This is a genomic window from Polynucleobacter sp. AM-26B4 (assembly GCF_018882285.1).
Taxonomy (GTDB): Bacteria; Pseudomonadota; Gammaproteobacteria; order Burkholderiales; family Burkholderiaceae; genus Polynucleobacter.
This window is the reverse complement of sequence record NZ_JACVOT010000001.1, coordinates 404,786-431,613: the sequence shown is the minus strand read 5'-3', so window position 1 is coordinate 431,613 and position 26,828 is coordinate 404,786. Positions and strand designations below refer to the sequence as shown.

The 26,828-nt window shown below is 43.6% G+C and carries 21 protein-coding genes and 1 pseudogene; 12 read left to right on the top strand and 10 right to left on the bottom strand.

Annotation, left to right across the window (positions count from 1 at the left end):
* Positions 1–9 precede the first annotated feature (9 nt).
* Positions 10–2,154 (bottom strand): annotated as a pseudogene (gene cphA, locus ICE88_RS02105) (cyanophycin synthetase); the annotation flags it as partial.
* A 172-nt stretch (positions 2,155–2,326) separates the two neighbouring features.
* Here cphA and ICE88_RS02100 point away from each other — a divergent pair.
* The 5 genes from ICE88_RS02100 (at position 2,327) to ald (ending at position 8,988) form a co-directional block, all read left to right on the top strand.
* On the top strand, positions 2,327–4,600 hold the full coding sequence (locus ICE88_RS02100) for an ABC transporter transmembrane domain-containing protein (protein ID WP_216251756.1): 2,274 nt from the start codon (positions 2,327–2,329) through the stop codon (positions 4,598–4,600).
* Between the two features lie 4 nt (positions 4,601–4,604).
* Positions 4,605–5,069 carry a DUF1854 domain-containing protein gene (locus tag ICE88_RS02095; protein WP_255535167.1) on the top strand — a complete coding sequence of 155 codons (465 nt, stop codon included), beginning with the start codon at positions 4,605–4,607 and terminating at the stop codon, positions 5,067–5,069.
* 7 nt (positions 5,070–5,076) lie between these two features.
* A complete protein-coding gene (locus ICE88_RS02090; RefSeq protein ID WP_216248888.1) occupies positions 5,077–6,222 on the top strand; it encodes a hypothetical protein in 1,146 nt (381 codons plus the stop codon).
* A 280-nt stretch (positions 6,223–6,502) separates the two neighbouring features.
* Positions 6,503–7,876, top strand: a complete 1,374-nt coding sequence (locus ICE88_RS02085) for an amino acid permease (RefSeq protein ID WP_216248886.1) — start codon at positions 6,503–6,505, stop codon at positions 7,874–7,876.
* The gene (gene ald / locus ICE88_RS02080) at positions 7,873–8,988 is read left to right on the top strand and encodes an alanine dehydrogenase (protein ID WP_216248884.1); all 1,116 of its coding nucleotides are present in this window, start codon (positions 7,873–7,875) and stop codon (positions 8,986–8,988) included. Before ICE88_RS02085 ends, ald begins: the two co-directional genes overlap by 4 nt.
* 78 nt (positions 8,989–9,066) lie before the next feature.
* Here ald and ICE88_RS02075 read toward each other — a convergent pair whose 3' ends face one another.
* The 3 genes from ICE88_RS02075 to ICE88_RS02065 all read right to left on the bottom strand — a co-directional run bounded on the left by ICE88_RS02075 (position 9,067) and on the right by ICE88_RS02065 (position 13,321).
* Complete coding sequence (locus ICE88_RS02075; protein WP_216248883.1) at positions 9,067–10,053, bottom strand: class 1 fructose-bisphosphatase; 987 nt, start codon at positions 10,051–10,053, stop codon at positions 9,067–9,069.
* Between the two features lie 13 nt (positions 10,054–10,066).
* Positions 10,067–12,679, bottom strand: a complete 2,613-nt coding sequence (gene pepN / locus ICE88_RS02070; RefSeq protein ID WP_216248880.1) for an aminopeptidase N — start codon at positions 12,677–12,679, stop codon at positions 10,067–10,069.
* Between the two features lie 63 nt (positions 12,680–12,742).
* Positions 12,743–13,321, bottom strand: a complete 579-nt coding sequence (locus ICE88_RS02065; RefSeq protein WP_216248879.1) for a TMEM165/GDT1 family protein — start codon at positions 13,319–13,321, stop codon at positions 12,743–12,745.
* Between the two features lie 199 nt (positions 13,322–13,520).
* Here ICE88_RS02065 and ICE88_RS02060 point away from each other — a divergent pair, with 199 nt between their 5' ends.
* From ICE88_RS02060 to ICE88_RS02050, 3 genes are all read left to right on the top strand, one after another.
* Positions 13,521–13,949 carry a rubrerythrin family protein gene (locus tag ICE88_RS02060; RefSeq protein WP_089515387.1) on the top strand — a complete coding sequence of 143 codons (429 nt, stop codon included), beginning with the start codon at positions 13,521–13,523 and terminating at the stop codon, positions 13,947–13,949.
* 137 nt (positions 13,950–14,086) lie between these two features.
* Entirely contained in the window at positions 14,087–15,424 is a 1,338-nt protein-coding gene (locus ICE88_RS02055) for a heterodisulfide reductase-related iron-sulfur binding cluster (protein WP_216248876.1), read from the top strand.
* Between the two features lie 22 nt (positions 15,425–15,446).
* Entirely contained in the window at positions 15,447–16,043 is a 597-nt protein-coding gene (locus ICE88_RS02050; protein ID WP_216248874.1) for a DUF3501 family protein, read from the top strand.
* Positions 16,044–16,158: 115 nt separating this feature from the next.
* Here ICE88_RS02050 and ICE88_RS02045 read toward each other — a convergent pair whose 3' ends face one another.
* The 3 genes from ICE88_RS02045 to ICE88_RS02035 form a co-directional block, all read right to left on the bottom strand.
* Positions 16,159–16,857: a metal ABC transporter ATP-binding protein gene (locus ICE88_RS02045; RefSeq protein ID WP_216248866.1), complete on the bottom strand. Its 699-nt coding sequence runs from the start codon at positions 16,855–16,857 to the stop codon at positions 16,159–16,161.
* The gene (locus ICE88_RS02040; protein WP_216248864.1) at positions 16,850–17,545 is read right to left on the bottom strand and encodes an ABC transporter permease; all 696 of its coding nucleotides are present in this window, start codon (positions 17,543–17,545) and stop codon (positions 16,850–16,852) included. Before ICE88_RS02040 ends, ICE88_RS02045 begins: the two co-directional genes overlap by 8 nt.
* Before the next feature lie 95 nt (positions 17,546–17,640).
* Positions 17,641–18,459 (bottom strand): extracellular solute-binding protein, encoded by an 819-nt coding sequence (locus tag ICE88_RS02035; protein ID WP_216248862.1) that lies wholly within the window; start codon positions 18,457–18,459, stop codon positions 17,641–17,643.
* Positions 18,460–18,531: 72 nt separating this feature from the next.
* Between ICE88_RS02035 and ICE88_RS02030 the strand changes: the two genes are divergently transcribed.
* Entirely contained in the window at positions 18,532–19,554 is a 1,023-nt protein-coding gene (locus tag ICE88_RS02030) for a substrate-binding domain-containing protein (protein WP_216248860.1), read from the top strand.
* 28 nt (positions 19,555–19,582) lie between these two features.
* Here the strand turns inward: ICE88_RS02030 and ICE88_RS02025 are convergent, their stop codons facing one another.
* Together ICE88_RS02025 and ICE88_RS02020 are read right to left on the bottom strand one after the other, a co-directional pair.
* Complete coding sequence (locus ICE88_RS02025) at positions 19,583–21,007, bottom strand: bifunctional serine/threonine-protein kinase/universal stress protein (protein WP_216248858.1); 1,425 nt, start codon at positions 21,005–21,007, stop codon at positions 19,583–19,585.
* An 11-nt stretch (positions 21,008–21,018) separates the two neighbouring features.
* A complete protein-coding gene (locus tag ICE88_RS02020; protein WP_216248856.1) occupies positions 21,019–21,777 on the bottom strand; it encodes a metallophosphoesterase in 759 nt (252 codons plus the stop codon).
* 99 nt (positions 21,778–21,876) lie between these two features.
* Between ICE88_RS02020 and ICE88_RS02015 the strand changes: the two genes are divergently transcribed.
* The 3 genes from ICE88_RS02015 to ICE88_RS02005 all read left to right on the top strand — a co-directional run bounded on the left by ICE88_RS02015 (position 21,877) and on the right by ICE88_RS02005 (position 24,890).
* The gene (locus ICE88_RS02015) at positions 21,877–22,254 is read left to right on the top strand and encodes a DUF2946 domain-containing protein (protein WP_255535165.1); all 378 of its coding nucleotides are present in this window, start codon (positions 21,877–21,879) and stop codon (positions 22,252–22,254) included.
* Between the two features lie 82 nt (positions 22,255–22,336).
* On the top strand, positions 22,337–24,376 hold the full coding sequence (locus tag ICE88_RS02010; protein ID WP_216248852.1) for a TonB-dependent copper receptor: 2,040 nt from the start codon (positions 22,337–22,339) through the stop codon (positions 24,374–24,376).
* A 28-nt stretch (positions 24,377–24,404) separates the two neighbouring features.
* A complete protein-coding gene (locus ICE88_RS02005) occupies positions 24,405–24,890 on the top strand; it encodes a copper chaperone PCu(A)C (protein ID WP_216248850.1) in 486 nt (161 codons plus the stop codon).
* A gap of 84 nt (positions 24,891–24,974) precedes the next feature.
* On the opposite strand, the gene ilvD is transcribed toward ICE88_RS02005, so the two are convergent.
* On the bottom strand, positions 24,975–26,657 hold the full coding sequence (ilvD, locus tag ICE88_RS02000; protein ID WP_216251730.1) for a dihydroxy-acid dehydratase: 1,683 nt from the start codon (positions 26,655–26,657) through the stop codon (positions 24,975–24,977).
* Between the last annotated feature and the right edge of the window lie 171 nt (positions 26,658–26,828).

Sequence of the window (26,828 nt, the reverse complement as noted above, 5' to 3'; positions counted from 1 at the left end):
TGACTATTGGTAAGTTTGAAGACCTGCAGCAATGATGTCTTTAGGTATGTTTAAAGACCATGCTGCAGCGACAGCAGCCAGTATGCTTTCTAGAGTATTGGTTTTGCTGCTGGCTTGTAAGAGAGGAATGCTGGCAGTACTGATGAGTGAGTATTGATCAGTGCCCGTTGCCAAGATGATCATATTGTTTTCTGTGAACAGGGCTCGACCACCTTTTTGCAAATGTTTCTTGGTGTGTTCATTGGGTCCATATTTACTAAAGAAAATCACTTCGCCATCTGATAGTTCAGCCATGTTGACGACTGCTTCATCATCGGCATTAAGAACGGTGCATCCCTTGGGTAATACAACGTCTACTTGAGTTCGTAAGACGTTATAAATTTGCTCTGGTTCAGTGATTGAGCACTCAGGTACCGTATCAAGTGGATCAAGATTAGTCACCACACCAACAGTGCAGCGATCGTATGCCAAACCTTCATTCAAAATTGTGCGGCTGTCGTTTTCAAAAACTGCGGCCTCAACCTGGCGGTTTAGCAAGATTCGATTGGCACTGATCCAGTTGGCACAATTGCCCTGGGTTTGGAGTCGATGATTGAAGAAGGCCCCCTTGCTGCAAGCTAAGCCTACTTTCATACCAGTCAATTGCATCAAGTGGGTCGTGAGTTGCGCCACCATGGTTTTGCCGCGTGATCCTGTGATGCCAACAACTGGAATTCGTCCATCCGCATTATTCGGGAAGAGATGATCAACGATTGCGGCGCCGACTGGTTGCGGTTCACCAACACCAGGTTTAAGGTGCATGATCAAGCCAGGTCCGGCATTGACTTCAACAATCGCACCACCTTGATCTTCAAGTGGCTTCGAAATATCTTCAGCCACGATATCAATACCTGCAATATCTAAACCAATCACTCGTGCAGCTAAGGCAGCTTGTTCGGCAACTGATGGATGAACCAAGTGAGTCACTTCAAAAGCCATGTTGCCTGAAGCTTGAACTAAAACATCGTGACCTGCCTTAGGGATTGAGTCCAAGGTGAAGTTTTGACGCGCAAGCTCTAGTTCTAATTTTGTATCAAAGACAACAGGGCTCAATGGCAATATCTCTGCATCACCACGGCGAGGATCGGTATTGATCTCTTCTTCAATCAGTTCGCGGATGCTTCTTTTTCCATCACCTTTGGCCCAAGCTGATTCACCTTTGGCAGCAGCAACTACTTTTTTACCAACCACCAATAAGCGATGCTCATTGCCTGGTATGTAGCGTTCAACAATCACGCCGCTGCCTTCTTTTAAAGCGTCGTCATAGGCTTTTTTAATCTGGGCTTGATCTGATAGGTTGGTGAACACACCCCTGGCGTGATTGCCGTCATAAGGTTTGACCACCACAGAGCCATCGATGTCTTGAGCGGCAGCCCAGGCGTCTTCAGCGCTATCCACCATGCGACCCTCAGGAACCTGAACGCCACATGAGGCTAATAGAGATTTGGTTAAGTCTTTATCTTTTGAAATGCCTTCAGCAATCGCACTGGTCAAATCGGTTTCAGCAGTCCAAATTCTGCGTTGCTTATTGCCATAACCCAATTGAACTAAATTGCCTTCAGATAATCTGGTGGCTGGAATCTTCTTTTCTCTGGCTGCATCAACGATGCAAGCAGTGCTAGGGCCCAAATAAAGACTATCGACCATGTCTTCAATTTCTTTGATGGCAGCTGGCACATCAAATGGGCGATCTTCAATAGCGGCCATCACCAAGTCACGTGCGTGATAAAGCGCTTTTTCAGTGATCTTTTCATGCCAAGCCCGAACCACCACTTTATAAACACCGCGTTTATTGGTCTCACGAGCCTTACCAAAGCCTCCTGGCATACCAGCTAGATTCTGTAGTTCGAGGGTCACGTGCTCAAGGATGTGTGCTGGCCAAGTGCCTTCTTCAAGTCTTTTGATGAAGCCGCCTCGTTCCTCGTAAGAGCAACGATGTTCAATCAGGCTGGGAAGCCAAGCCACCAGCCTATCAGTAAAGCCTGGCAGGGTGTTTGAGGGGTAATCTTCTAGATCATGTATATCGACCCAGGCTTCTAAAACCGGGCGATAGGTCCACATGCTGGGTCCTTTAAGAACCTTTATATCTATGATTTCTATAGTTTTTTTAGTCATGTGGGGCTAAAGTGCCAAAAATACCTAATTGTACGTTGTCGTTTAACGCTTTGGGCAATCTTTGGTTGACAGAAAAAGGTAAATATTTTGATTGGCAAATTTGCGATAATTGCCGACAAATAAAGATATAAAGCCATCCTTGACCACTACTTCTATTACCACCCCCAACGCTATTCATAGCCATCCTGATCCTTTGGAACGATTGCCAAAGGAATGGCGCCGCTCCATTGCTGAAACTTTGAATACCAATGAGTCAGTGATTGCTGTTTTGGAGTTAGATCTCAACGAACAACTGCATTTTGCAAAAGGATTGGTTTGCTTAACCAATCAAGGCCTGATTGCGAGCAAAGAAGACTTTTCGTCATGGTCGAGATGGTCTTTTTCAGAAGACTTGAAATTGCAGTTACATGATCATGCTGGCGTGGCAAATTTAGAGTTGCTCAACCAATCTGGAAGATTGGCTAGCTGGCGATTCACATTGGCACAAAATCCTGTGGCCAATCGCCTGGTTCAACATTTTCATATTGAGTTAGCCAAGTCTTTAGGAAAATTTAATGCTGAGCTTGCTGAAACTACACAGCCACTTTGTCCAACTTGTTGGGTGCCATTACCACCTGATCAGGACGAGTGCCCAGCTTGTAGTTCAGAAAACTTAACGCCACCATCAACTTGGACTTTATTAAGACTCTGGCGCTTTGCTAAGCCTTACAAAGGCCAATTGTTTGCAGGCTTTGTCTTAACGCTTGCCTCTACTGCTGCCACCTTGGTGCCACCTTATCTGACCATGCCATTGATGGATGACATTTTGTTGCCTTATCAAAATGGTCAAGCCATCGATGTCAATTTAACTTTGCTTTATTTGGGCGCCTTGCTGGCTGCCGCAATATTGGCTTGGGTGTTGGGCTGGGCCAAAACCTATATTTTGGCTTTGGTGAGTGAGCGCATCGGTGCCGATCTTCGCACCACCACTTATCAACATTTGATGAAGCTGTCCTTGGAATACTTTGGCGGCAAAAGAACTGGTGATTTGATGGCTCGCATTGGATCTGAGTCAGATCGTATTTGCTTGTTCTTGTCATTACACCTTCTAGACTTTGCAACTGATGTCTTGATGATTTTGATGACAGCTGCCATCTTGATCTCTATCGATCCTTGGTTGGCTTTGGTGACATTGATACCTTTGCCATTCATTGGATGGGCCATTCATGTGGTGCGAGATAAATTGCGTTATGGCTTTGAAAAGATAGACCGCATTTGGTCAGAGGTCACGAGTGTGTTGGCTGACACGATCCCAGGTGTTCGTGTCGTGAAAGCCTTTGCCCAAGAAGAGCGTGAGTCTGACCGTTTTAGATTGGCCAATGAACATAACTTGGCTGTGAATGATCGAGTGAATAAGGTCTGGGCCTTGTTCTCGCCAACCATTACTTTGTTAACAGAAATTGGATTGTTGGTGGTTTGGGCTTTTGGTATCTGGCAAATATCACACGATGCCATCACAGTTGGTATGTTGACGGCGTGCTTGGCATACATTGGGCGTTTCTACACACGTCTTGACTCCATGAGCCGCATTGTTGCTTTCACTCAACAGGCGGCCACGGCATCTAAACGTATTTTTGATATTTTGGATCACGTGTCCAGTGTTCCAGAACCAAGTCAGCCAATCAAGCTAACAAAAGTAGAAGGTCTCATAGAATTAAATAATGTGGGCTTCAGGTACGGTAATCGCTCTGTGACACGAGGGATCAATTTAAAAATTGCTCCTGGTGAAATGATCGGCTTGGTTGGTCATAGTGGCTCTGGTAAGAGTACTTTGGTGAATTTGATTTGTCGTTTTTATGACGCAGCCGAAGGCACGATTCGCTTGGATGGCGTTGATATTCGTTCAATCGCTGTGGCTGACTATCGCAGACACATTGGTTTGGTGCTGCAAGAGCCATTTTTATTCTTCGGCACGATTGCTGAAAATATTGCCTACGGCAAACCAAATGCAAGCCGTGCAGAGATCATTTCTGCTGCAAGAGCAGCTCATGCTCACGAATTTATCTTAAGACTGCCTCACGGTTATGACTCTTTGGTTGGTGAGAGAGGTCAGTCTCTCTCTGGCGGTGAAAGACAGCGTATTTCGATTGCAAGAGCTTTGTTAATTGATCCACAGATCTTGATACTGGATGAGGCAACTTCATCAGTGGATAGCACGACTGAAAAAGAGATTCAAAAGGCTTTGGATAATTTGGTCAAAGGTAGAACCACGATTGCCATTGCACACCGTTTATCAACACTGCGCAAAGCGGATCGCTTGATTGTGTTGGATAAAGGTCAAATCATCGAGCAGGGTGGACATGATCAGCTCATGGATTTAAACGGTGTCTATCGTCGGATGTATGACACTCAAGCTAGGCAAGCGATGGATGCAGTTGATGCGGAGTTGGGGGCGAAGAATGGGTAATTCTATGAAGAACTTCGCCTTATCAAAAAATACTTTTGGCCAGTTGTGCTTGCGGACTGAAGATGGACAGTTTTACGAACAGGTTTTGCCAGTCAAAGCTTTTCCTATCAGCCTGCCAGGAGAATGCATTGCAATCGTTGATCGTGATGGCCATGAATTAATTTGGTTAGACAACTTAAATCAAGTCAGCGCCGAGAATCAGTCAATCATCAAAGAAGAGCTCGCCAACAGAGAGTTCATGCCAGTTTTGACAAAGATTGCTGAAGTTTCTTCATTTGCAACCCCTAGTACTTGGACGGTTGAAACAAGTCGGGGCGCCACTCAGTTTGTTCTAAAGGGTGAGGAAGATATTCGTCGTATCAGTAAAGATACTTATTTGATTTCTGATAATCATGGTGTTCAATACCTTATAGAGAATATTCAGACATTAGACAAACACAGTCGAAGATTGTTGGACAGATTCTTATAAAAAAATAATGACAGCCAATCAAACCAATATTCACTTTGAGTCTCGTGGGATTGAGTTTGTTGTCAAGACCACCGAAGAGTTAAGCGCCCTGCAGACCAGTATGCAAAGACATCTGGAGGCCTTGCAGTTGTGGCAGCACGTCGATGCAGTTATCTTGAGTGGTAACGGCACCTATCAATGTGCCTATAAACTAAAAGAGAGTGCTAGAGAGCAGTGGGCACCCGCTTGGGATACCACTCGCTTGTATTCGACCATGGGCATTGATGGTCAAAAAAATACCGAAGATTTAGAGAAAGAAATCTTGGTTGCAATGTTGATGGCAACCATCCCATTCACTTTTCCTAGTTTTGATGAGTTGGTGTCAGCCATCAGAATTCGTCATTATGTGGTTAATGCTGGCTTTAAGGCAGCCTTGAACTTTGATACTGAAGCCGCTGAGAGACCAACGGATTATTGGCATTATGACGAAGAAGAAGGGTTTTTGTTAAATAAAGGGCAGTCGATCATCGATGGCTTGATCAAGGCCACTCAACCGCCGAGTGCCAAAGAGGCTTACTCTTTTTCTTGTTATCGAGCCACTGAATACGTGATCTTGCTCAGCATTGCTCAAGAGCTAAAAAATGTGAATCCTGACTTATTGAAAAAGCTCGAGTTACGTTCTGAGAGAAGTGCCATCCGCTCCGGTGAGTTTCATGAGATTTTTCTCAAAGAATACGGCACTTTAGATCATCCATTCCCCATGAAGTATTACGTGCCAGGGGACCGCGTATGGTTCCGTAATCCTGATGACCGCTCTTCAGATATTTCTGGGTATGAAGGCTCTTGGGTCATCTATTTGGGCCACAACTTATTCACCAATTTTTGGAAAAGAGATCAGCCATTCAGTTTGGAGGCAAAGTGTGTAGAGGTTTACCACTGGCGGGACGGTGCATTTGTTGGTGATGATGGTGAATTGCATATGAATGAAGAAATTGTTGAATCTTGCGTCAAGCAATCATTGGCAGATCCATCAAAGTATCAGATGATCATTGATCGAATGATGTGTTACCGAGATCCTCAAGGCGTTTACAAAGACGGTGGTTGTATTGATGCATCGAGAGAGTCTCCGCGATATGTTCGCCCATCCACATCAGATTTAAATTTTTCTAATTAGTTAAATTTTAAAACTCTTCTAAATTCCCCCTAAATTCCTCAAATATTTGGATTACTTCCTTGTAGGAATATTCTGATTTCTTTGTAGGAAACTTCCTATTTTCTCGTAAGTAAAAATTACAGCTTTTCTCTCAAGCCTTGATTCTTATTGGCTATTGAAAATTTCGCATTGTTACTTTTCTTAAATTAAGTATTTCATGCATTTTTAGGCCATATACAAGCGATTGATTGCCTCCTATTCTGCCCGTTCAAATTTTTGAATGACACAGTAGAGGTGAAAAATGGTTCATGACAACCATGGTTTAAAAAGAAGTCTTCAGCCACGACATATTCGTCTAATGGCTTTGGGGTCAACAATTGGTGTTGGTTTATTTTTAGGGTCAGCCACAGCCATTCAGCTGGCAGGGCCATCCATCATGTTGGGCTATGTTCTGGCTGGCTTAGTGGCTTTCATAGTTCTGAGAGCACTTGGTGAAATGGCAGTGCATGAGCCTGTAGCAGGATCCTTTGCACATTACGCTGGCAAATACATTGGTCCTCTAGCGGGCTATCTGGTTGGTTGGGGGTATTGGACTTACTGGATTGTGGTGGGCTTGGCTGAAGTCACCGCTGTTGGTATTTACATGATGATGTGGTTCCCGGATGTTCCTCAATGGGTGTGGGCCTTGTCTTCATTGTTGGCCATGGGTGGCATCAACTTTGTGGCAGTAAAAGTTTTCGGTGAATTCGAATTTTGGTTCTCTCTCATCAAAGTGGTCGCGATTGTGACGATGATTGCGATGGGCTGCGGAATGATTTTCTTTGGCCTTGGTGTTGGCGGTGAGCCGATTGGTATAGCCAACCTTTGGCAGCATGGTGGATTTTTTCCTAATGGGGTGAGTGGTTTCTTGTTATCGCTTCAAATGGTTTTATTTGCTTATGTTGGTATTGAAATGATTGGCTTATCAGCAGGTGAAGCTGAAAACCCAATAAAGACTATTCCTATGGCCATTGATTCATTGGCCTGGCGCATATTGATTTTTTACGTCGGAGCCTTGTTTGTTATTTTGGCGATCTTCCCTTGGCATCAAGTCGGTCAGCAAGGTAGTCCATTCGTCGCTATGTTTGAGAGCATTGGCTTAAGAGAAGCAGCCGGCATCATCAATTTTGTGGTGATCACAGCAGCGCTTTCTTCTTGTAATGCAGGCATATTCAGTGGCGGTCGATTGCTCTTGGGTTTATCCAAGATTGGCAATGCACCACAAGCATTGGGCGAAGTGTCTAAATCAGGTGTGCCCATGAAAGCCATCCTTATGACAATTCTGTTGCCAACACTCGGAGTTGCTTTGAACTACTTTGTTCCTGAGAAGGCATTCCAGTGGATCACGGCAGCAGTGACTTTGATTGGCTTATTGGTTTGGATTGCCATCTTATTCACGCAAATCCAATTTAGAAAATCTTTAACTCAGGTACAAAGAGATGCCTTGCCCTACCGCGCAATCATGTGGCCATACGGCTCATGGTTCGCCATCTTCTTTGTGATGTTTGTGATTGGCTTAATGGCTTATTCAGAATCAACTCGCATGGCGTTTTACGTCGGTCCTCCAATTTTGATTGGATTGACGTTGTTGTATTTTATTTTTGGTCTTCATAAAAAAGAGAGGAGTGCATCATGATTGTTGGCGTACCTAAGGAAGTTAAAAATCACGAGTATCGAGTTGGATTAACGCCCGATCAAGTCACCGAATTAAGGCTTTGGGGTCACCAGGTGTTGGTTCAAAAAAATGCAGGGGAAGCCATTGGATTCATGGATGAGCATTATGTGATGGCTGGAGCTCAGATGGTGGATTGTCCAAGTGACATATTTGCCGAGGCTGAGATGATTGTTAAGGTCAAGGAGCCGCAGCCTGAAGAGTGCAAGATGCTTCGCTCAGGCCAGGTTTTATTCACGTATTTACATTTGGCGCCAGACTTACACCAAACCCAAGCTTTGGTTCAGTCCAATGCAATTTGTATTGCCTATGAAACAGTGACCAGTGCTAATGGCCGATTGCCTTTGTTGGCTCCTATGAGTGAAGTGGCAGGCAGAATGTCGATTCAAGCAGCAGCACATCATTTAGAAAAGGCCAATGGTGGTCGAGCATTGCTATTGGCAGGTGTACCAGGTGTTCCCGCAGCTGATGTGGTGATCTTAGGTGCCGGTGTTGTGGGCAGTGCTGCTTTGCAAATGGCTGTTGGCATGGGGTCTCGTGTGACCATCATTGATAAAAACCTTGATCGATTAAGAGAGTTAGATGCTTTGTACGGCAACAAAATTCACACCTTGTATTCAAGCACAGCCAATATTGAGAGATCGGTGTTGAGTGCCGACGTGGTGATTGGCAGTGTGTTGGTTCCAGGTGGCGCCGCACCGAAGTTGGTGACAAGAAGAATGGTGTCTGCCATGAAGTCTGGATCGGTCATTGTGGATGTGGCGATTGATCAGGGGGGTTGTTTTGAGACATCTCACGCAACCACGCACCAAGAACCTACTTATCAAATCGATGATGTGATTCATTATTGTGTTGCCAATATGCCTGGGGCGGTTGCTAGAACTTCAACGATGGCTTTGACCAATGCAACGGCACCATTTGTGATGCAGATTGCAAATAAGGGGGCTCAGCAGGCATTGATTGAAAATCCTCATTTGATGAATGGCTTGAATGTTTATCAAGGTCACATCACATGCAAGGCTGTTGCTTGTGCCCATGGGCTTGATTACATGGATCCCACAACGATGATGCATTGATGATCTTGCCCTAAGAAAAAAGCTTCTGATTGAAATGAATCAGAGGCTTTTTTATTGGATAAGAATTTATGGAATCGACTAGGATCCTTGGTGATATTTCTGAATTAAATCCACTTCATTTTTTGAACCAAGTACAACAGACACGCGTTGGTGTAATTTTTCAGCTGGTAAAGTCATGATGCGGTCTTTGCCGTTGACTGAGGCACCGCCGGCTTGCTCAATCAAAAAGCTCATAGGGTTTGCTTCATACATCAAGCGTAACTTGCCTGGTTTGCTTGGATCACGTTTGTCCCATGGGTACATGAATACACCGCCACGGCAGAGGATGCGATGCACATCAGCCACCATTGAGGCAATCCAGCGCATATTGAAGTCTTTTTTACGAGCACCTTCAGTGCCTGCAAGACACTCATCAACATAGCGTTTCACTGGTTGATCCCAGTGACGCATGTTCGACATATTGATCGCAAATTCTTTGGTGTCTGGTGAGATCGTGATATTTTCTTTGATGAGTAAAAACTCATTTGTTTCATGATCGAGCGTGAACATGTGAACACCTTGACCGGTGGTGTAGACCAAGGTGGTTTGTGGGCCGTAGACCACATAACCTGAAGCAACCTGATCGCATCCAGCCTGAAGAAAATCTTTTTCAGTTAATTCGCCAGTGGTTTGTTTTTTAAGGATCGAGAAAATGGTACCAATAGAAACGTTCACATCAATATTGGATGAGCCATCGAGTGGGTCAAACAAAAGTAGAAAGCTACCATTTTTATTCGCTGGGAAAATGGTTTCCATTTCTTCAGACGCCATGCCCGCCAATGTTTGATCTAATCCACAAGCCTCTAACAATATGTCGTTAGAAATGATGTCTAGTTTTTGCTGGGTTTCACCTTGAACATTGCCACTGCCAGCAGAGCCAATGATGCCGGCAAGTGCACCTTGCTCGACTTGTTTGGCAATTAATTTACAAGCGTTGGCAACAGACACCAACAGTGATGCTGGAATCTGAGGGTTCTTAGAGCCAAGCTCTGTGATGTATTTGGTAAAAGTAGTGCCTTGCGACATATGTATTTCCTGATTAACTATTGAGTGCCTTTTCAATGACTTCAGCCACGTCTGAGGACAAGTTATCTTGCTTAGCTATCAATTCTAGTGCTGATTTCATGTGAACTTGATAATTCGGAGCAAATTGTTTCCAACGATCCAGTCCCCTGGCCAATCTTGCGGCCACTTGAGGGTTGATTTGGTTGAGTTCAATCACGTGCTTGGCCCAAAACTCATAGCTTGCTGCTTCAGGCTGATGGAAGGCTCCCGGATTATTCATGCAAAAGGCGTGTATCAAGCTTCTGACTCGATTTGGGTTTTTAAGGCTGAAATCTGTATGTTGACGCAGAGCCATCACATCTTTCAGTACTGACTGAGGATTGCTTAAATCTGATTGTCTTGTTGCTTGTAAGGAAAACCATTTATCAATGACCAAGGCATCTGATTGGAATGTTTGATGGAAATGTTGCAGGCACTTGGCGGCATGGGTTGATGCAAAGTTAACCATCACTGCCAATGCGCCATATCTTTCAGTCATGTTGTTGGCAACCTCATACTGCTTGAGAGCGAAATCACCCGCACCTGCATGACCAGATTCTGAAAGCATGTGAAGCGCTAAGTTTTTGAGTGAGCGTTTGCCTGCGCTCATGGCATCTGGGTTGAATTTGCCAGGTGTTTGATGGTGCTCGTAAGCCCATAACCAAGCTTCTTGCAAATGATTGGCTAATTGATGGCGTAATTTACGGCGTGATTGATGGATGGCCTGTGGATCAATGACCTTGACTTGTTCATACAAGTAACTCTCAGCAGGCAATGTGAATATCAGATCTTTGAATGCAGGATCTAATTGACCGTCTAAGAGAATTTCTTTGAGGGTGTTGAGCAGGTCTGAAGTGAGGGTTTCACCATTCAGAATACTTCTCATGAAAAGTTTTTGCGCAGCTTCCCAACGGTTGAATGCATCATCATCTTGGCGAAGGAGCGTTAAAAGATCGGATTCTGATTGTTCGAAGTCCAACACAATCGGCGCTGAAAAGTTTCTATTGATTGATAGAGTGGGCTTTTCTTTCAATCCTTCGACTGTGATGGTTTGAGTTGTTTGGGTGAGTTCAAATAATTGCTCTTTGGATGCTTTGCTTGAATGTGAAGATGATTCAGATCCAAGTATTTTGTAGAGCAATGGAATGTGAAACGGCTCTTTTGTATCTTGCCCTGGTGTGGCTGGACAAGATTGCGTGAGTTTGACTTGGTAGGTGTTGCCTGCAAAGCTCTCTTCAACTTTTACCCGAGGTGTTCCAGCTTGGCTGTACCAGCGCTTAAATTGGGTTAAATCCTTTTGATTGGCATCAGACATGGCGGAAACAAAATCATCACAAGTGACCGCTTGGCCATCATGACGTTTGAAATACAAGTCCATGCCTTTGCGAAAACCATCGCGCCCCAAGAGGGTTTGTTGCATGCGAATGATTTCAGCACCTTTTTCGTACACAGTGACTGTGTAGAAGTTGTTGATTTCTTGATAGCTATCAGGTCTGATGGGGTGAGCCATCGGACCGGCGTCTTCCGGAAATTGCACTTGACGAAGTAAGCGCACATCTTCAATGCGCTTAACTGCTTTGCCAGAGGCGCTGCCCATTTGATCGGCTGAAAATTCTTGATCTCTGAAGACAGTCAAACCTTCTTTGAGTGAGAGCTGAAACCAATCTCTGCAAGTAACGCGGTTACCAGTCCAATTATGGAAATACTCGTGTGCCACAACGCTTTCAATGTTGCTGTAATCAACATCACTGGCAGTTTCTGGATTGGCAAGAACGAATTTTGTGTTGAAAATATTCAAGCCCTTGTTTTCCATGGCTCCCATATTGAAGTCACCAACCGCCACAATCATGAACCGATCAAGATCTAGTTCAAGACCAAAGCGCTGCTCATCCCACTTGATGGATGCAATCAATGAATCCATCGCATGCTCTGTTTTATCGAGATCCTTGGCTTCTACCCAGACTTGTAAGAGCTTCTCTTTGCCAGATTGGCTTTTGATGGTGCGTTCAATGGCTTCTAATTTGCCAGCCACCAATGCAAATAAATAAGATGGTTTTGGAAATGGATCTTGCCAAACTGCACTGTGCCAGCCATTGGGTAATTCTTCTTCTTTGATCAGATTGCCATTTGATAGCAAAACAGGAAAATCTTTTTTGATGGCACGCAAGGTCACTTGATAAGTGGTCATGACGTCTGGTCTATCTAAGAAGTAAGTGATTTTTCTGAAGCCTTCAGCCTCACATTGTGTGAAGAAGTTGCCATTGGAAACATACAGCCCCATCAAAGATGTATTTTTCTCGGGAATGTTGGCGCTGGTGATGCTTAATTCAAATTGATCAGGCAGGTTGTGAATGGTCAATGTGTGTGGTGTTAACTCATAGCCACGAATAATTTCACCATTGACTCTTACGCTGATGAGTTCTTGCTCTTCACCATGCAGTACCAGAGATTGGCCCAATTGACCGGCTGCTCGTTGAATCATCATTCGATTCACGACCATCGTCTTGGATGGGTTCAAGGCAATATCTAGGTTGACTGTTTGAATAGTAAAAGCCGGTGCCTTGTATTCACTTCTTAGGAAGGTGATGGGGTTTTCTGTGCGTGCCATTCAATGTCTCTTAGATGATCTTTGGTTAAACAGTTAAAACAATTTGATTGTTATTTGTATTGATTAAAACTTCACAAATAATGTCGCTACGCCAATAGCAATGAAGATGACTGCGGCAATGCCATGCACCCATTTGATTGGTAGAGCTTTCGTGAATTTTTTACCTAACCACACGGCAGGAGCATTTGCGAGCATCATGCCAACGGTCGTGCCCATCACCACAGCCAATAAATCATCATAGCGTGCACCTAAAGCCACAGTGGCAACTTGGGTTTTATCGCCCATTTCAGCAATAAAAAATAGTGAAGTGGTGATCGTGAAGACTTTCCAAGAGCTGCTTGTTGGAGGAGCCTCTTCATCACCATCGAGTTTGTCAGGGATTAAAAGCCATAAACCTAGGGCGATAAAACCACCGCCCAAAATCCATTTCATGACTTCTGGGCTGATCCATGCAGAAATGGTGCTTCCCAGTAGGGCTGCCAAAGCATGATTGAGGAGAGTGGCAATAAAGATTCCCCCAATGATCGCCCAATGATGATCTTTGTATCTGGCAGACAGCATGAGGGATAAAAGTTGGGTTTTATCGCCAATTTCAGCGAGGGCAACAATGCTGGTTGCCAAGAAAAAGTAATTTAAATCCATTTAAAAACAATAGGTTAGTCGATTAATTCTATTTTAGTTAAAAACTATTAGAAAAATTAATAAATACAATTTAACTATCGAGTTGTTTTAGACATAAACTATGTCTGTCTAGTTAGATTGCTGTGTGTATTTGGATGACCAAAGCCATATAGCTATCGTAACCGACTTGGAAGTTAAATCTATCGATAGGAGTAAAAAAATGCCAACATTAAAAGGTAGCAAAACAGAACAGAGCTTGAAAGAAGCTTTTGCTGGTGAGTCAATGGCTAACCGCCGTTACTTGTATTTCGCGAACATGTGCGATATCGCTGGTGAGAACGACACAGCAGCATTGTTCCGTTCAACAGCTGAAGGTGAAACTGGTCACGCCCACGGTCATATGGAATTCTTGATCGAAGGCGGTGCAGGCGAGCCAGGTACAGGTCTTCCAGGCCGTACACCAAAAGAAGCTCTAGAAGCTGCTGTTCACGGTGAAACACACGAGTACACAGATATGTACCCTGGTATGGCTAAGACAGCCCGTGACGAAGGATTCGACGAGATCGCTGATTGGTTCGAAACTTTGGCAAAGGCTGAGCGTTCACACGCTAACCGTTACCAGAAGGCTTTGGATACATTAGGCGCGTAATTCGCTGATGTACTAAAGGCTTTTTAAGGATTCCTGAGATGCAAATCTCGGGAATCTCATAAAGAGTCTTGAGTGAAGTAAAAAAATTAAATTAACAAGTAAGCACACAAAATTAAAAATATAGAAGGTGAATAGTCATGAGTCAGAGAGAAGGTAACTTAGAAGCCCCAACAAGACACGCCCTTGATTGGAAAAATCCTGATTTTTACAATGAAGAATCTCTAAATACTGAATTAGAGCGTGTATTTGATATTTGCCACGGCTGCCGTCGCTGCGTGAGCTTGTGCGGTTCATTCCCAACATTATTTGATTTGGTCGATGCCACTGAAGATGGTGAAGTTCATGGCGTGGATAAGAAAGATTACGACAAAGTAGTTGATCAGTGCTACTTGTGTGACCTTTGCTACATGACCAAGTGCCCATACACACCACCACACGTTTGGAATCTTGATTTCCCTCACTTGATGTTGCGTGCAAAAGCAATCAAGCACAAGAAGGGTGAAACAAGCTTCCGTGACAACCTATTGTCATCAACTGACAAGATGGGCAGCTTTGCTGGTATTCCAATTGTGACTAAAGCTGTTAATGCGGTGAATAGTACAAAAGTGATGCGCTCTGTGATGGAAACAACGTTGGGTGTGGATAAGGATGCATGGATTCCTGAATATGCTCCGCAAACATTCAAGCAAGTGGCCAAAGAGTCTGCAGCATGGCCAGTAAAAGCTGGCGAGAAAACACCTGGCAAGGTTGCTGTGTATTCAACATGCTTTATCAATTACAACGAACCAGGCATTGGCCAAGATTTGTTGAAGCTATTAGCTCACAACGAAATCCCTTACAAGTTGGTTGAAAAGGAAGCTTGTTGCGGTATGCCAAAGTTGGAGATGGGTGACTTAGAGTCTGTTGCTAAAAACAAAGATATCAATATTCCACAATTGGCTAAATTGGCCAAAGAGGGATATGCGATTGTGACTCCGATTCCGTCATGCACATTGATGTTCAAACAAGAGTTGCCTTTGATGTTCCCTGATGAAGCCGATGTTCAGTTGGTCAAGGAAGCCATGTGGGATCCGTTTGAGTACCTTGTTGCGCGTAACAAAGATGGTTTGTTGAAGAATGATTTCAAAGTTGAGTTGGGTAAAGTGAGTTACCACGTACCTTGTCACTTGCGTGTACAAAACGTTGGTAAGAAAACACTGGAAACTCTACAAATGATTCCTGGTACAGAAGTGAATGTGGTTGAGCGTTGCTCAGGTCATGCTGGTACTTGGGGTGTGAAGAAAGAGTTCCACAAGACTGCTATGAAGATTGGTAAGCCAGTATTTAAGAACATGGCAAGCACTGAGCCAGATTTCATCAGCTCAGACTGCCAGTTAGCTGGACACCACATTGAACAAGGTATGGAAGAGGGCGGGATGAAGAAGTCACAAATGGCTCATCCAATTTCTCTTTTAGCTAAGGCATACGGCCTTTAATTGAATCGTTAGGAGTAGTTAGATGGAGATGACAATGGGTAAGATCAAGCGTGAAGAATTATTGTCCTTAGAGGCATATTACAAGGCACGCCCTGAAATGCGTCTTAAGGCAATTGCCGAGCGTAAAAAGAGAACAGTGATTTTGGGCGAGCATCTCAATATGATTTTTGAGAACAAGTATTTGATGCAATACCAAATTCAAGAAATGCTTCGCGTTGAGAAAATCTTCGAAGATGAAGGTATTCAAGATGAGATGGAAACATACAATGCTTTGGTTCCTGATGGCACTAACTTCAAAGTGACCATGAAACTAGAGTACGTGAATGAGGCGGATCGTAAGATTGCTTTGGCCAAGTTAATTGGTGTTGAGCACCGTGTTTTCGTCGAAGTTGAAGGTCAGCCTCGTGTTTACGCGATTGCCAATGAAGATTTGGACCGAACAACTGCTGACAAAACTTCATCAGTTCATTTCTTGAGATTTGAATTGACTCAAGACATGATCAAGTCTTTGAAGGCTGGAGCTCAATTGAAGGTGGGTTGCGATCATAAAGAGTACCCATCACATGTTGAATCTTTGCCTGCTGAGACCTTGGCTTCATTGCTAGAAGATTTGGTTTAAGAAAAGGTGCCCAGTTGATCTAGCTGGACAACTGGTTTGACTTAAAAAATGCCGCTGTTGCGGCATTTTTTACATCTACTTAGTTCAGCTTGATTGCTTCCAGCCTATTTCAAACTTATTTCCAACCCAATTCTCTGGCAATGAACTTTTTGGCTTGTTCTGTTTGCGGGCGCTCAAAAAAATCTTCTGTGCGGCAAGATTCGAGGCATAGGCCTTCATTTAGAAAAATAACTTGATCTGCCAGTGTTTGAACTTGTCCCAGATGATGTGATGTGAAGATGACACCGCACCCATCATTCGCCATTTGCTGAATGATGGCTTCTACTTGTTCTGTGGTGCTAGGGTCTAGATTGGCGGTTGGTTCATCTAAAAGTATCACCTTGGGGCGTTGGCACTTGGCTCTAGCCAAACTCAAACGTTGTCTCTCGCCAGCTGAAAGCTTTAAAGCAGATTGATTTTTAAGATGAGTGAGTCCTACCAAAGCCAATGCTTCATCAATATCACTTTCGGTGATTTTTTGTTTGCCAAGACTGTCTTTAACAATGGCCATGTTGGTTCTAACGCTGGCCTTGATCAGAGGTGTGTGATGAAGTACCAAAGCTGATTGAAGCTCTATCCAGCCAGGTTGATAAATGCCTGAATCCGCTTCTATTGCGCCATGTAAAAGTTTTAGTAGGGTTGTTTTACCCGAACCATTTGGGCCGATTATGGCTGTGATGCCTTGTCTTGGAATTTGGGTTGAAATAGAAAGAATCTTGCGTTCATCACGATGAATCACGATATCTTTTAATTCAATCATCAAGTCTTTATCCATAGCGGCGCTCAGCAAAAGATTTGATGACGGAGGTCAATAAATTCGCCAACAACACTATTCCTAATAGAACCATGCCTAAGGCAAGAGCAAGGGGCAAATCACCTTTGCTGGTTTCTAATGCGATTGCAGTGGTCATGGTGCGTGTCACGCGATCAATATTTCCACCAACAATCATCACCGCGCCAACCTCAGAGATGGCTCTAGCAAAACCAGCAAGCAGAGCAATAGACAAAGAGAAGCGACAGTCCCAGACCAACCATTTAAGCTTTGCAGCGATGGGGAGTCGCAAGGCTGACATGGTTTCACCATGAATGCGCCAGCCATCCTCAATGATTTGGCGGGTGAGGGCAGCAATTAGTGGGGTAGTCAAAACAGACTGGGCCAAGATCATGCCTTTGGGTGTGAACAGCCAATTTAAATCACCCAATGGCCCAGTTCTAGAAAGAAGTAAGTAAATAGCAACGCCCACAATGACAGTGGGCACGCCCATGAGGCTATTTAAGATAACGATGACAATCTGTCGACCTGGAAAATTTTGAATTGCAACGAGGGCGCCAAGAGGCATGCCTAAAACGCAACCAATGACAAGGGCTGAGATGCTGACATGCAAAGAAACAATCACAATTTCCAATAAATTGGAATCGAGTGTTTCTAAGAGGGAAAAAGCATCATTGAAGGCCGATAACATGGCGATAGCTTAATGGTTTTTTCGACCTCGTGTTGAAACGAGGCCGAAAGATATGACGATGTCAGATGAGGTTTATTGAGAGCTGCTAATAAACCTTATTTTTTAGCGTTAGGGAAAAAGCTTTGTTGGCCTTCAACCTTATAGCTGGCGATGGTTTGTTGTCCTTCGCTAGAGATGATCCAGTCAATGAATGCCTGGCCCTCAGTCTTTTTAACGTGAGGATGCTTGCTTGGGTTAACCAACATCACACCATATTGATTGAAAAGTTTTGGGTCACCTTCAACAACAATGGCCAAGTCACCTCTATTTTTAAATGTGAGCCAAGTGGCTCGATCTGAAAGAATGTAACCATTCATGCCTGATGCTGTATTCAAAGCTGGGCCCATGCCTGAACCAGTTTCTTTGTACCAAGGCTGCGTGGCTGAAACTTCCACGCCAGCACCTTTCCAATAGCGAAGTTCTGCAGCATGGGTGCCGCTTTTATCGCCACGAGAAATAAAGGTGGATTTAGCATTTGAAATTTTTTGAAGAGCGGCTTGGATATCCTTGCCTTTGGTCTTTGCTGGGTCAGCTTTAGGGCCAATCAAAACAAAATCGTTGTACATGACTTCAATACGTTTTTCAGCAAAACCTTCAGCCACAAACTTCTCTTCAGCAACTTTATCGTGCACAAAAACCACGTCTGCATCTCCGCGACGACCGATGTCCAAGGCTTGGCCAGTACCAACAGCAACTACCTTGACCTGAATACCTGTTTTTTTCTCAAAGACAGGAAGTAGGTGCTTAAAAAGACCTGATTGCTCTGTTGATGTCGTTGATGACACCACAATGCTCTTTTGAGCATGGCTCATCCCAATGGTGGAAAAAGTCAATACAGCTAAAGCACTGATTTTTAAAATATTACGTCGATTCATCTTGTCTCCTTTATAAATATGGCTATATCATCAACAATCATTTAAACAATATCAATATGTAATTAATTTCATATGCAAATTAAGATTAAGCCCAGTGTTTTTATTCATAAAAAACATAAAGTTCATACTGAACCAGTCGATTTGAGCTGGGTCGCTGGATTGCTGAGGGGCGTTCAAGATGGCCGCTCTTTGCAGTCAGCTGCTGAAATCATGGAGATGTCTTATAGAACCCTTTGGAATCGTTTAAAAGCAGCAGAAAAGGAGTTGGATTGCCGTCTTTTGATGAGTGTGAAGGGACATGGCTCAACTTTGACCGAGGCTGCTAAAACCCTATTGGCCATTGTTGATGAGGTGGAAAAAGAGTTTTCTGGCGTGAGTAAGGAGCAAGAAAAAAGATTGCAGCTTCACCTGGAGAACTTAAACAATGATGACCATAAGAAATGGTTACTTTGTGCAAGTAATGACCCCATCCTTGAAGACTCCGCCCAAGGAATTAATGCTTTTGAGCTTAGAACCATGGGTTCAGGCCAAGCTCTTGAGAGATTGTTATCAGGTGATGCTGATTTAGCTGGTTTTCATGTGCCAGACGATGACAGCATTTCTGCGGTTCGTAAGCGCTTATCCTCTGAAGGCATTCAGGCATATCCAGTGATGAGGCGCAGCCAGGGATTGATTGTTGCTAAAGGCAACCCTCTGGGTATCAAACAATTAAAAGATTTGGCGCGACCTGAGATTCGTTTTATCAATCGTCAACGAGGTGCTGGCACCCGATTAATGTTAGATAAGCTCTTGGATGCACAAGGCCTTCCGGCACAAAAAATCAAAGGGTATCAGCGTGAAGAGTTCACTCACAGCGCCATTGCCACTGCGATTTTGGCGGGTACTGCCGATGTGGGGGTAGGGCTTAAAAGCGTTGCTATTGAGTATGGGCTGAACTTTATCCCCTTGGGCGATGAAACTTATTTCTTGGCCATGTCACCCAGCTTGATTAAGCGCAGTGCGGTGAGTGAATTAATTCGAAAAATCAGAGGTCACGCTCATTCACGCGCTGGATACGAAGAAGTGAAGCTTAGAAAAAAGCAAGTTAACAAATAACTTAACATTTTCTTCGTTATAAATTTGATTAACTTCTTACGATATGAACGCTGCAAGATGCTTCCTCAACAATTTTAGTCATTGAGGTTCGCCAAGGCGCCACCTTATTTGGAATCTTGTGTGAGGCGCCAATCATGATCATCGAAGCGTGGTTATCGTTCGCAAACTCAATGATGCGGGTAGCAGGGTCAATCGCCTCAAGTACATGAAAAGAAACTCTTTCAGTTGGCATGTTCAAGGGCTGTGCCCACTCCATTAACTGTGCCAAGTGATTGCGAACAATGCCTGAGGCAGTTTGTGTTTCTTCATTACCCTCAAATGTTGGTGTGCTAAATATAGTACTCAAGCAAATAATCCGACTCTCTGGATAGCCTTGCAATAAATGTTGCGCCGCATTTTGCATTTTGGAGCGCAATACCTCGTCATGTTGCCTGGTATCAATAGCTACGATCAGTACTGGCGCAGTATCTATTGCATTACTTGGTCTAGGGCATTCAGAGGGCTGATAGCCGGCCGCTTTGATCCATCGTTTGAAATTTGCCCATGGACTATTCGGAAAAATCTTTTCTGAGCGTTCGGTTAGTTGAATACTTTGAGGATTTTTAAGAAGATGCCCCAAACGTTTTGCGCTTTGATACCGTTGATCGGCTAGAGGCTCCAAACAACGAAGAACAACTTCTTGGAGCCAAGGAGGTATTTCTTTTCTGAGAGCTCTTGGAGGTAGTGGTTCACTCCACATTCTTTTTCTGAGGCCATTAATAGAACTGGGAGCGCCAAATGGATGTTCTCCAGTTAGCATTTCATAAAGCAGGACGCCAATAGAGAAAATATCACTGCGCCAATCATTTCTGATGCCCATGATTTGCTCTGGCGAAATATAAGGGGCAGACCCAATACCTTTGATCATCGCCTCAAGAAGTAAATCAGGGAAACGCGCGTGGTGTGCTAACCCAAAATCAATCAAAGCTATTTTGCTATTAGGTTGAACCAAGATATTTTCTGGTTTGATGTCTAGGTGAATCACGTCTTGCGCATGAAGTGACCCTATGGCTGTAGCAATATTTGAAACAATTTCAATAACTTTTTCTATATCACTCAGTTTGCCACCCTCTGCCTCAATGATTTTATCTAGAGGGATGCCATTTAAATGCTCCATAGCTATATAGGGTTTGGTGGCCATGTCACCTGTTCCAAAGACTCTTGGGACAAAAGGGCTGTTAATGGCACTCATGATATTTAACTCAGTTTCAAAACCAATCAGACTTTCGATAGGTTGATCTCGCCCAACGCGGGGAACTTTGATGAGTATTGGATGGTCAATCCCAACTTTAGTGGCTTGGTATAAGACTGCCATGCCGCCTTTGTGAATTGGCTCGCCAATCAAAAAGCCATCAACTTCATTACCTTCTTGAAAAATATCTTTGATGGGATCTAGGTTTTTATATAAGACCATTTTGATAATAATTACTTTGCATTGAGAAGGCGGAGAGCCAGTTTTAGAGGTAGACCAGCCTGTTCAACTTTAGCGGCAGCTTTATGATGGTCGTAGTCTATGCGATTAAAAGTAATTATTTCTTGATCTAGTTCAAATAAGGCGTAATTGGCTGCAGGATTACCGTCTCTTGGTTGCCCCAAAGAGCCTGTGATAGTCACCCATTTCCTGTGTTTAGATACCGGTATTGGGTTTCCAGGTAAGGGCTTAAAGTGCAGTAGTTTTCCAGATGAGCTTTGGTAGTAAAGGGCGGGCTCATGAACGTGACCAACAAATGTGTAGCTTGTACCAGCTGCCTCGCTACACCGCCATGCCGCTAAACTATCTTGAATATAACTCCAGCTCTGTGGATTAGATGCTGTTGCATGTACATATGAAATCTCATCAGTTTGATGTATCAGAGGTAAGTTTTTTAAAAAGTTGACATGATCATCATTGAGTTGTTCTCGGGTCCATTGAATGGCTTGCCAAGCATCAGAATTCATGAACTTTGAATGATCCATAAAAATTGCCTGATCGTGATTACCTAATACGGCTTTTGCTTTTCCTTTATCAATTAATTCGGCAATTTTTTCAATGATTGCAACTGGGTCAGCGTTATATCCGACCAAATCACCTAAAAATATATATTCATCTGCGCCACATTCATTGGCATGCTCTAGACATGCTTCAAAAGCTTCTAGGTTGCTATGAATATCTGCAAAAAGAGCAATCTTGTGGTTATTAGACATTTTGATTGGCGAGTATTAAACACCTACATTTTCAGCCATAAATTAAGGTTTTAGTTGCAATTTATCAAAAAGAATTGAATTCATATAAAATCACTCTTTATGGGAAATTCATTCAAACGCCACTTTTCACATTGGATCGCAATACTTGCGGTTTTAATGAGTTCTGTGGCGCCTACAGTTTCTCAAGCTGTGTCATTGGCTCAGAATGGTCAGGGCATATCCATTGAAGTATGTACCACCACAGGCATCAAAATGACTCAAGTCATTGATGCCAGCGATGCTGATGAGCCAGCTCAGGCAAATGGCCATTGCCCTTTGTGTGTGGTTCATGGCAATTTCGTGCTTCCTCTGAATCACGAGCTTTCATTTGCAAAGCCTGTGAACAGTAATATTTACCCTCAACTTTTCTATCAGTCACCTAAGCCCTTATTTGCTTGGGTTGCACTTCCTTCTAGGGCTCCTCCCTCACTCGTTTGATTCTTAAGGTCGGCAACTATCTTTAGTTGCTCGGTATTGGAATGCGCACGCGCATTCAAAACAGATTCCATGCGAGTAAAAAATGAAAAGAAATTATTTATCACCAAAACCAATCGCTTTAGCAGTTGCGATGATGATTGCAGGTAATTCTGCTTATGCAAATCAAAATGTAACAATTCTTGAAGATGTTGTTGTGACGGCAGCTCAAATGACAACACCTACCACCATTGAATTGGATCCAAAGGTTCCTCGTCAACCTTTGCCAGCACATGATGGCGCTGACTTTTTGAAATCAGTCCCGGGATTTAGCATCATGCGTAAAGCTGGTACAGATGGTGAGCCAAACTTCCGCGGTATGGGTGGTTCACGCGTGAATATCTTGGCTGATGATCAAAATATCTTTGGTGGATGTGGTCAGCGCATGGATGCGCCAACAGCCTATATTTTCCCGGAGATTTACGACAAAGTAACAATTGTGAAAGGTCCTCAAACAGTTCTTTATCCGGGGCATGGTTCAGCCGCCACGGTGCGTTTTGAAAAAGAGCAAAAGACCTATGACAAGCCGGGTTACGATGTTCATGCATCAGGTTTGGTGGGTAGCTTTGGTCGTCATGACGAAGTGGTCGATGCAAATCTTGGTAACAAAGATTACTTCGCCACATTTACAGGTTCAAATTCAAAATCAGATAACTACAAAGACGGTAATGGAACAGAAGTGCATTCCAAATACCATCGCTATAGTGCCTCATCTTCGGTCGGTGTAACACCTGACAACAATAAGCGTTTTGAGTTATCCGCAGGCAGAAGTAATGGCTACGCAGCTTACGCTGATAGAACGATGGATGGCACTAAATTCTTAAGAGAAAACGTTGCTGCCAAAGGTCAAATTAAGAATGTTTCTGACTTGGTTGAAAAAGTTGAGTTCCAGCTTTCAAGAAATACTATTTTTCATACTATGTCTGAGTCTATGAGGGGTAATCCATCCAGCTATATGGATGTAACTCATGATACAAATGCTGCGAGACTAACTTCAGATTTAAATTTAAGAGCCACAACAAAAGCCAAGGTTGGACTTGATTATTCTCAATCGACCCATGGAGGCAATATGCCAGGTATGGGTGCTCTTGCTATTACAGATGATTCAGAGTTTAAAAACACTGCATTATTTGCTGAAATTACTGAAGAATTAAGTAAAGGTAAGAAAATTATTGCTGGGTATCGCGGTGATTACTGGAGCGTTATAGATAAGCGTTCATCTATGAGTTCTGATACTGCTGGTCAAACCAGAACGGAGTTAACTAACAGTGGGTTTGCTAGATTGGAAAATCAATTATCTGGTCTTCAAAATACAAATTCATTTGTTGGTACTGGTCGATCTGAGCGTATGCCAGATTATTGGGAGTTATTTTCTAACCGCAGAGATGGTATTGGTAATTCGGGAGGTAGCAACTATACCAACGACAACAGCGCATTAATGTCGACTAAAACAGAAAAAACATATCAACTTGATGCAGGTTTGATTCATAAATCATCAAAGTTTGAAGCTGGCATTTCAGTGTTTTATAACCAAATAAAAGATTTTATTTTGGTTGATGCTAGAAATGAAACTTATACCTCTGGAGCATATTACACACCAACATCAAGAAATATCGATGCTCAAACACATGGTGCCGAATTAAATGGCAGCTACGCTCTAACAAATACTGTGAAATTTAATTCAAGTGTTGCTTATGTAAAAGGTAAGAACAAAACTGACGGCTTACCTTTAGCTCAATTAGCGCCATTGGAGGGTAGATTGGCGCTTGCTTATGATGATAAAAAACATTCATATGGCGCATTGCTAAGATTGGTTGCACCAAAGGATGAGGTCGCTGTTGGTCAAGGTAATATTTCTGGACAGGACGTTGCCAAATCAGGTGGATTTGGGATCTTCTCTCTAAATGCCGGATATAAGCCTAATAAAAAGACCTTGATTGCAGCTGGTGTTGATAACGTTTTTGATAAAGCATATGCTGAGTTTATAAGCCGAGCAGGTGCTAGTGTGGCTGGTTATACTCAAACCACTCGCGTCAATGAACCAGGTCGCACTGCTTGGTTAAAAGCAACAATTGCACTTGATTAAATAATTTGAATTAATTTAGGAGAAGTAAATGAAAAAAGTAATTAGCTCTGTATTTATTGCATCAGCTTTTATTGCATCAACTGTATTCGCAAGTGGTAACGAAGTGAAGCTTGGTAACTTGAAGATTGAGAACCCTCAAGCAAGAGCGACTGTGCCAGCTCAAAAAATGAGCGGTGGTTTCATGAAGATTGAAAACAAGGGTGGTGCTGATAAGTTGTTGTCAGCATCTTCTCCTGCCTCTAAGAGCATGGAGCTACACACCATGAGCATGGATGGCAATGTCATGAAAATGCGCGAAGTCAAAGCCATTGATATTCCTGCAAATGGTACTGTTGAACTAAAACCAGGTGGTTTGCATTTGATGTTCATTGATCTAAAGAGCCAGTTGAAGCCTGGTCTATCTGTACCTGTCAAACTTAAGTTTGAAAAAGCAGGTGAGGTTGAGGTTAAATTCAAAATAGGTGGTTTCCCAGCTCACGGCGAGCCAGGTCATGATCACTCAAAACATCATTGATTGATTTTTGTACCCAGCAAAAAGGCCGCACACTGTGCGGCCTTTTTCTTACCCTCAATTATTGAGGGAATTATTGATTAGTGCTTAATCTAAGTTTCGATCAGTCACAGCACCTTTGCTTGCAGAGCTGGCAAGGCGTGCATACTTGGCTAATACACCACGTGTGTAGCGTGGCTTAGGTTGCTTCCAAGCAGCGCGACGCTTAGCAATCTCTTCATCGCTCACATTCAATTGAATCAATTGTGTGTGTGCATCAATCGTGATCGAATCACCTTCTTGAATCAGAGCAATTGTGCCGCCCACGTAAGCTTCAGGAGCTACGTGACCAACCACCATGCCCCAAGTGCCGCCTGAGAAGCGACCATCCGTGATAAGACCAACTGATTCACCCAAACCTTGACCCACTAGGGCTGAGGTAGGGGCTAGCATTTCGCGCATACCGGGGCCGCCTTTAGGGCCCTCGTAACGAATCACCATCACATCGCCAGCTTTGATCTTGTTGGCCATGATGGCTGTCATAGCGTCATCTTCAGAATCAAACACTCTTGCTGGACCAGTGATGCTTGGGTTCTTAAGACCAGTGATCTTAGCCACGCAACCTTCAGGAGAAATGTTGCCTTTAAGAATAGCAAGGTGACCTTGAGCGTAAATTGGATTAGCCAAAGTCTTGATCACGTCTTGATCAGCGCGAGGTACTGAAGGAACATCTTTCAATGTCTCAGCAATCGTTTTGCCAGTAATGGTCATGCAGTCACCATGCAACAAACCGCCATCCAACAAAATCTTCATGATTTGTGGAATGCCACCAGCTTGGTGCAAATCAGTGGCCAAATACTTACCAGATGGTTTCATATCAGCAATCACTGGAACGCGGCGACGCACACGCTCAAAGTCATCAATCGTCCAATCCACTTCAGCTGCGCTGGCAATCGCTAAGAAGTGCAACACAGCGTTTGTTGAGCCACCAACGGCCATGATCACGCTCACAGCGTTTTCAATTGATTTCTTCGTGATGATGTCACGTGGTTTTAGATCATTTCTGATGGCTTCAATCAGTACGCGTGCAGATTCAGCTGCGCTATCAACCTTTTCTTGATCAACGTTTGACATGGTTGATGAATATGGCAAGCTCATACCCAAAGCTTCAAAAGAAGAGCTCATGGTATTGGCTGTGTACATACCGCCGCATGAGCCGCTGCCTGGACAAGCGTTTTGCTCAACGCCTTTGAAATCTTCTTCATTTAAACGGCCAGCTGTGAATTCGCCGACAGCTTCAAATGCTGAAACGATGTTCAGTTCTTTACCTTTGTAGTGGCCAGCTTTGATGGTGCCGCCATACACATAAATACTTGGCACATTGGTGCGGGCCATTGCCATCATGCCGCCTGGCATATTCTTGTCGCAACCACCGACCACAACAACGCCATCTTGCCAAAGGCCGTTCACGCAAGTTTCGATTGAATCAGCAATCACTTCACGAGACACCAATGAGTATTTCATGCCCTCTGTGCCCATGCCCATACCATCAGAAATCGTTGGGGTGCCGAAAATTTGAGAGTTGCCGCCACCAGCTTCAATGGCTGCTACAGCAGCATCAGCGATGCGTTGTAAACCACTATTACATGGAGTGATGGTTGAGTGACCATTGGCCACGCCAATCATAGGCTTGTTATCAAAATCAGAATCTTTGTAGCCCATTGCGTAATACATAGAACGGTTAGGCGCACGTGCAACACCTTCAGTGATCATTCTTGAGCGCTCATTCATGCGCTTAGGCTTTTTTTGCTCTGACATACAGTATCTCCAAGGGCTAATTTTTAGCAATTTTGTGTGTAAACCGCTATTTTGCCTTTTTTCCAGACCGAACTCACGTTAAAGGGATAAAGCCTTCAAAATAGAGGGTAAAGTTGAGTGTATTAATCAAGATTAGCCATAAAA

Coding starts and splice junctions, on each gene's coding strand:
- ICE88_RS02005 (WP_216248850.1), top strand. CDS start 24,405: ATGAAAAAAGTAATTAGCTCTGTATTTATTGCATCAGCTTTTATTGCA.
- ICE88_RS02085 (WP_216248886.1), top strand. CDS start 6,503: ATGGTTCATGACAACCATGGTTTAAAAAGAAGTCTTCAGCCACGACAT.
- ICE88_RS02010 (WP_216248852.1), top strand. CDS start 22,337: ATGAAAAGAAATTATTTATCACCAAAACCAATCGCTTTAGCAGTTGCG.
- ald (WP_216248884.1), top strand. CDS start 7,873: ATGATTGTTGGCGTACCTAAGGAAGTTAAAAATCACGAGTATCGAGTT.
- ICE88_RS02055 (WP_216248876.1), top strand. CDS start 14,087: ATGAGTCAGAGAGAAGGTAACTTAGAAGCCCCAACAAGACACGCCCTT.
- pepN (WP_216248880.1), bottom strand. CDS start 12,679: ATGGCACGCACAGAAAACCCCATCACCTTCCTAAGAAGTGAATACAAG.
- ICE88_RS02065 (WP_216248879.1), bottom strand. CDS start 13,321: ATGGATTTAAATTACTTTTTCTTGGCAACCAGCATTGTTGCCCTCGCT.
- ICE88_RS02015 (WP_255535165.1), top strand. CDS start 21,877: ATGGGAAATTCATTCAAACGCCACTTTTCACATTGGATCGCAATACTT.
- ICE88_RS02020 (WP_216248856.1), bottom strand. CDS start 21,777: ATGTCTAATAACCACAAGATTGCTCTTTTTGCAGATATTCATAGCAAC.
- ICE88_RS02095 (WP_255535167.1), top strand. CDS start 4,605: ATGAAGAACTTCGCCTTATCAAAAAATACTTTTGGCCAGTTGTGCTTG.
- ICE88_RS02060 (WP_089515387.1), top strand. CDS start 13,521: ATGCCAACATTAAAAGGTAGCAAAACAGAACAGAGCTTGAAAGAAGCT.
- ilvD (WP_216251730.1), bottom strand. CDS start 26,657: ATGAATGAGCGCTCAAGAATGATCACTGAAGGTGTTGCACGTGCGCCT.
- ICE88_RS02090 (WP_216248888.1), top strand. CDS start 5,077: ATGACAGCCAATCAAACCAATATTCACTTTGAGTCTCGTGGGATTGAG.
- ICE88_RS02040 (WP_216248864.1), bottom strand. CDS start 17,545: ATGTTATCGGCCTTCAATGATGCTTTTTCCCTCTTAGAAACACTCGAT.
- ICE88_RS02075 (WP_216248883.1), bottom strand. CDS start 10,053: ATGTCGCAAGGCACTACTTTTACCAAATACATCACAGAGCTTGGCTCT.
- ICE88_RS02030 (WP_216248860.1), top strand. CDS start 18,532: ATGCAAATTAAGATTAAGCCCAGTGTTTTTATTCATAAAAAACATAAA.
- ICE88_RS02035 (WP_216248862.1), bottom strand. CDS start 18,459: ATGAATCGACGTAATATTTTAAAAATCAGTGCTTTAGCTGTATTGACT.
- ICE88_RS02045 (WP_216248866.1), bottom strand. CDS start 16,857: ATGGATAAAGACTTGATGATTGAATTAAAAGATATCGTGATTCATCGT.
- ICE88_RS02050 (WP_216248874.1), top strand. CDS start 15,447: ATGGAGATGACAATGGGTAAGATCAAGCGTGAAGAATTATTGTCCTTA.
- ICE88_RS02025 (WP_216248858.1), bottom strand. CDS start 21,007: ATGGTCTTATATAAAAACCTAGATCCCATCAAAGATATTTTTCAAGAA.